Source organism: Rhodoferax sp. (assembly GCF_028715765.1).
Classification (GTDB): Bacteria; Pseudomonadota; Gammaproteobacteria; order Burkholderiales; family Burkholderiaceae_C; genus Rhodoferax.
In genome coordinates this window covers 1-5,886 of sequence record NZ_JAQURE010000084.1, presented here as the reverse complement: position 1 = coordinate 5,886, position 5,886 = coordinate 1, and the positions used below count along the sequence as shown (strand labels likewise).

The window sequence follows — 5,886 nt, the reverse complement described above, 5'->3', positions numbered from 1 at the left end:
GCCCACCACCCAGCTTAATTTACGGTAACCGGTGCCGCCCAAGTCTTCTTTGAGCACCGGTATTTTGTGATGCGCCAGGTAGCCCATCACCCAGTCCACATTGTTCAACCCCACATGGTGGTGCGTGACCAATTGCGGGAACATGTTGCCCCCGCCCACCACATAAGCCTCGCAACTGCGCGGCGCAAACCCTATGGCAAACAGGCGCCGCGTCATTTCAGCCATGGCCACAGAGCCAAACGCAGTGTTGTGCTGGTTGGCCACATTGGGGTGCCCCACATGCACAATGTGACACATCACGCCCACCGTGCGGCGCGGGTCAGTCAAGATCACGCTCACGCACGAGCCCAGCAGGGTTTTAAGGGTGTCGCCGCTGCGCCCCAAGGCCACGTCACCCGGTAACAGCTCAAACGTAGCCACCTAAGCCACCTTGCGAAACGCACCCGGCTGCACGGTTTGCAGCGGGGTTTTGCAGGCCACCCGGCCTTCAGCGGTGCCCAAAAAGAACAAACCCCCAGGTTTGAGCACACCCAGCACCCGGTCTACCACCTCAATCTTGGTGGGAATGTCGAAGTAGATCAACACGTTGCGCAAAAAGATCACGTCAAAAGGGCCAATGCCATCCACCGGCTTGCACAAATTGAGCTGGGCAAACTGCACCCGCTGGCGAATTTTGTCTTGAATCAACACCTGGCCTTCAGAGGCACCGTCCCCGCGTAGGCAATAGCGCTTGAGCCGCTCGGGGCTGACGTTGCGCAGCCGGTCGGCCGGGTACACGGCTTCTTTCGCGCTGAGCAACACGCGGTGGCTGATGTCGGTAGCCAAAATAGACCAGTCGGGCCCAATGCGCCCTTGCATCTGCAAATCTGCAAGCAACATGGCGGTGCTGTAAGCCTCGTCACCAAAGCTCGACGCAGCGCTCCAAATCGCCAGTGGGGCTTTGGCGCGCCGCTCTGAGAGCTCTTTTTCAAGCAACTCATAGTGCTTGGGCTCGCGAAAAAAATAGGTCTCGTTGGTGGTCAGCAGGTCCACTGCCATTTGAAATTCTGCCGCTTGCGACTCGTCTTCCAGCAGCGCAATGTAAGCCCCAAAACTCTCCAGCCCAAGGCGCTGAATGCGGATGGCTAGGCGCGACTGGATCAGCGACTTTTTGGAGTCGTTGAACGACAAGCCCGCCGCGGCGTACATGATGTCGCTGATTTTTTTGAATTCACGGTCGCTGAACAGAAGAGTGGCCACGATGGGCTTTCTTGGATGGGTTGCCCCGCCGGGGAAAAATGAGGGCGTTGCAGCCTCAGTAGGGTTTGAAATTACCGCCTGAACGGCTGGGTGCAAATAACTTAGGCGCTGCTGGGGCACTGGCAGCGCGCCGCTCTGGTGCGGCCAGGGCATGGCGGTTGCTTACCTTTTGCACGCCGTCACCCAAATTGAAAAACGCCACCGATTGCTGCAGCTGCTCGGCCTGGCCACTGAGCTCTTCGCTGGTGGCGGCCAGTTCTTCACTGGCGCTGGCGTTTTGCTGCGTGGCTTTGGAGAGCTGCCCCATGGCGCCGCCAATTTGTGTGACCGATTCGCTTTGCTCTGAGCTGGCTGCGGCTATTTCTTGCACCAGTTCGCTGGTCTTCTGGATGCTGGGGACGATTTCATCGAGCAGTTTGCCTGCGCGCTCTGCGGTGGTGACGCTGCTGCCTGCGAGTTCGCCAATTTCTTTGGCCGCTTCTTGGCTGCGCTCGGCGAGTTTGCGCACCTCTGCGGCCACCACGGCAAAGCCTTTGCCGTGCTCGCCGGCTCTTGCGGCTTCAATGGCGGCGTTCAGGGCCAGCAAATTGGTTTGGTAGGCAATGTCGTCAACGATGCCGATCTTGGCGGCGATTTGTTTCATGGCATGCACGGTTTGGCTGACGGCGCTGCCGCCATCAACGGCTTCTTTGGTGGTTTTGGTGGCCATGCCGTCTGTGACTCGGGCGTTGTCGCTGTTTTGGTTGATGCTGGCGCTCATGACGTCGATGCTGGCGGTGGTTTGCTCCACGCTGGCGGCTTGCTCGCTGGCGGCTTGGCTTAAAGATTGGGCGGTGGCGCTTACCTGGTTGGCGGCGCCGGTGAGGGCGTCGGCTGCGCCACGGATTTCTTCCACAATGTCACCGAGCTTGTCCATGCTGGCATTGATGTCTTGCTTGACCTCATCAAACACCCCCTCGGTTTGAATGCTCACGCGCTGCGTCAAGTCACCCTGCGTCAACCCTGCCATGACGCGCCCGGTGTCGCCCATGATGGCAGCGAGTTTGTCGCACGTCTCGTTGGTGGCTTGTTTGAGTTGTGCAAAAGTGCCTTCGTAGTGGCGCGTCACTCTGGGGGTCAGATCGCCCGAAGCCAAGGCACTGAAAATGGCTGAAAAATCACCCATGGCCGCTGCCGTCAAGTCCAGCACCGCATTGATGCTGGCACACAAGGCTGCCACATCGCCGGTCTTGCCGTCCAGTGGGATGCGTTGCGACAAATCACCATGTTGTGCCGCACCCGTCACGGCTTGCCCTTGCGCCACCGCAGCCTCCAGCATGGCATTGGCCTGGTGTTCAGCGGTGACATCGGTGGCGATTTTGACCACCTTCAGCACCCGCCCCATTTCGTCTTTGACCGGGCTGTAAACGGCCTGCAACCAGACCTCTTTACCGCCTTTGGCGATGCGTTTGAAGGTTTCTTTTTGAGCCTTGCCTGCATTCAGGTCTGCCCAAAACTGCGGGTACGCGGGCGAGGCGGCGTAGGCCGCATCCACCAACATGCGGTGTGGCTTGCCCACCACCTCAGCCGCGCTGTAGCCCATGATGTGCAAAAAGTTGGCATTGGCCTGCAGCACCTGGGCGCTCAGGTCAAATTCCACCATGCCGTAGCTGGCATCAATGGCCTCCAGAATGCCTTTGGCGTTTTGGCGTTCAGTCTCAGTTGCCGTGATGTCGTAGCACACGCCCAAGTACTTGTAAGGTTGGCCGTTGTCGTCCATGAAAGGAGCCATGACGGCATCCACGTAGTACGGCACGCCGTCTTTGGCGCGGTTTTTGATGACACCGCGAAACATCTCACCCCGGCCAATGGTGGCCCAGAGTTGCTTGAAGGTTTCCTTGGGCATGTCGGGGTGGCGCGTGGTGCTGTGCGGGTGGCCAATGAGTTCGCCCTTGCTGTATTTGGAGACCTCCATGAACTTGTCGTTGACGCTCAAAACATCGCCTTTTTTGTCTGACTCCGAGACAATGCTGGTCAGGTTCATGATGGCTTTGCGCACTTCAAGCTCTTGCGTAAGCTCTGCCACGTGACGGTTGATGGCGTCGCCCGCAAACAGGCGCTCTGACAAACCAAATTGTTGAGGTACGGTCATTTTTTTGTCTCCACTGGTTTCGGGGTGTACGGATGCATGAGGTGGCAAAGTTTTCAATTCGGGGCACTTGATTGAGCCAGCACTTTGCGCAAGGTGGCTGCCAGTTCACGCGGGGCAAACTTGGCCACATAGCCGTCAGCACCCACAGTTTTCACATGGTTTTCATTGGTGCTGCCGGTCAAAGACGAGTGAATGACCACCGGAATGCCCTTGAACCGGGCATCCCCCTTGATCAACTTGGTCAGGGTAAAGCCGTCCATCTCAGGCATTTCAAGGTCGGTCAGCACCACGGCAATTTTGTCGCGCACCTTGAAGCCCTCTTTTTGCGCCTGGGCACCCAGCTGGTCAAGGTAGTCCCAGGCTTGGCGGCCGGTTTTGGTCATGACAAACGGCGCTTCCATGGCTGTCAAACCCAATTCGATCACCGCCCTGGCCACATGGCTGTCGTCAGCGACCAAAATCGAAGTCCCTGGCGGCAGCAGCGGCTCAGAGCCCACTACATCTTTGGTGATTTCTTCCTTGCTGACCGGGGTCACATCGCGCAGCACCTGCTCCACGTCCAGCACCTGCGCCAGGCGGGTGTTGGGGTCGGCACCATCCAGCCGGGCTATGCCCGTGACCAAAGCCCCAGCATGGGTGCCTTCGGCCGGCAGCACCTGGTCCCAGTCCAGACGCACAATTTCGCGCACGTCTTCGACTGCAAAGCCTTGCACTGTGCGGCCAAACTCGGTCACCATCAAGATGCTCACGCCCTTTTGCGGCGTGCAGCCCACCACGGCTGGCAAGTTGATGACCGGAATGAGCTGCCACCGAATGTTGGCCACGCCCATCATGTGCTGGTGGGTGTTGGCCAGCTCGGTGATTTTGGGCATCACCAACACCTCGCGCACCTTGAACACGTTGATGCCATAAAGCTCGCGCTCGCCTGACTGCGGCGAGTCGCCCAGCCGAAACAGCAGCAGCTCAAACTTGTTGTTGCCCGCCAGTCGGGTGCGTTCTTCAATGTCGCGGTCGTGTGCGTTCATGGTGGTGGTCAGTGCGGGGGGTTAGGGGTCAAAAATAGCGTGTCAGCAGTTACTACAGCGCGCCACGCTTCATGCGCCCCAGGGTTGAAATGACCTGGTTAGAGGCCTGGGTGAACGCCGACCTGGGGCCAATTTTGTCAGTTGCCGCGGCATACTGGCGTTGGTTGATGATGTGCGCCACATCACCGGCGCAGTGGTGAAACTGTTTGTGCTCACTGACCAGTTTGGCAAACTCGGTGCTTTGCCCCAGCACCGACTTGCCTTCTGAGTAAATCCACTTGCCCAGCTCGCACATGTCGTCGCGCGCAATGGTCTCGGCTTTGAGCTGCTCTTGCTGCGTGATGGCTGCGCGGAACTTGGTCTTCCACTGCGCATGGGCACTGATGACTTTGTCAAAGTCCAAGCTCAAGGCTTTGATCTGACCGCTTGATGGGGCTGGTTCATTTTTCAAACGGCCATCCCGAGGTTGCGCAAGGGCTCTGACAGGCGCCAACAGCGCGGTGCTGCGGCTGCTGGCGCGCGCCGCATGCCGGTCTGGCACCGCCACCGCACCGTCGCCCATGTTGAAGAACGCAATACTTTGCTGCAACTGCTCAGCCTGGCCACTGAGCTGTTCGCTGGTAGCGGCCAGCTCTTCACTGGCGCTGGCGTTTTGCTGGGTGGCGGTGCTGAGCTGCCCCATGGCGCCACCAATTTGACTGGCCGCTTGGCTTTGCTCTGAGCTGGCCGCCGCAATTTCTTGCACCAACTCGCTGGTTTTCTGGATGCTGGGCACGATTTGCTCCAGCAACTTGCCCGCACGCTCGGCCGTGCTGACGCTGTGCGTGGCCAGTTCGCCAATTTCTTTGGCGGCTTCCTGGCTGCGCTCGGCGAGCTTACGCACCTCTGCCGCCACCACGGCAAAACCTTTGCCATGCTCTCCTGCGCGGGCGGCCTCAATGGCGGCGTTCAGAGCCAGCAGGTTGGTTTGGTAGGCAATGTCGTCGACGATGCCAATCTTGGCCGCAATCTGCTTCATGGCCAACACGGTTTGGCTCACCGCACTGCCGCCGTCAACGGCTTCTTTGGTGGTTTTGCTGGCCATGCCGTCGGTCACGCGGGCGTTGTCGCTGTTTTGGTTGATAGACGCGCTCATCAGATCAATCTGGCTGGTGGTTTCTTCCACACTGGCAGCTTGCTCGCTGGCTGCCTGGCTCAAGCTTTGTGCCGTGCTGCTGACCTGGTTGGCGGCGCCGGTGAGGGCATCGGCGGCGGCACGCACTTCACCCATGACCTGGGTCAAGCGGTCAATCGACGCGTTGACACTTTGCGTGACCTGCCCAAACAGTCCGGCATAGTCGCGGGTGATGCGGCGCGTCAAATCGCCCTGCGCCAAGCTGCTCAACACCTCGGCCACGTCTGACAAGCCTTGCTCGGTGGTCTGCACCAGCTGGTTCATGCCGTTGGAGAGGTTGGCAAAAAAACCGGTTTTGCTCTCCAAACTCAAGCGCC

Annotated in this window: 5 protein-coding genes; all 5 read right to left on the bottom strand. The window is 59.1% G+C overall.

Going from position 1 to position 5,886, the window contains the following annotated elements:
• The coding region (locus PHT20_RS16130) for a chemotaxis protein CheD (protein ID WP_301021328.1) at positions 1-420 on the bottom strand (420 nt) is incomplete at its 3' end.
• Positions 421-1,239, bottom strand: coding sequence for a CheR family methyltransferase (locus tag PHT20_RS16125; RefSeq protein ID WP_301021327.1), 819 nt, complete (start codon positions 1,237-1,239; stop codon positions 421-423). It lies immediately after the preceding gene.
• Between the two features lie 55 nt (positions 1,240-1,294).
• Positions 1,295-3,370, bottom strand: a complete 2,076-nt coding sequence (locus PHT20_RS16120; RefSeq protein WP_301021326.1) for a methyl-accepting chemotaxis protein — start codon at positions 3,368-3,370, stop codon at positions 1,295-1,297.
• 53 nt (positions 3,371-3,423) lie between these two features.
• Complete coding sequence (locus tag PHT20_RS16115; protein WP_301021325.1) at positions 3,424-4,395, bottom strand: chemotaxis protein; 972 nt, start codon at positions 4,393-4,395, stop codon at positions 3,424-3,426.
• A gap of 52 nt (positions 4,396-4,447) precedes the next feature.
• On the bottom strand, positions 4,448-5,886 hold a 1,439-nt coding region (locus tag PHT20_RS16110), incomplete at its 5' end, for a methyl-accepting chemotaxis protein (protein ID WP_301021324.1).

What these genes read in the sequence shown, in the direction of transcription:
- PHT20_RS16120 (WP_301021326.1), bottom strand. Translation starts at nt 3,370, where the DNA reads ATGACCGTACCTCAACAATTTGGTTTGTCAGAGCGCCTGTTTGCGGGC.
- PHT20_RS16115 (WP_301021325.1), bottom strand. Translation starts at nt 4,395, where the DNA reads ATGAACGCACACGACCGCGACATTGAAGAACGCACCCGACTGGCGGGC.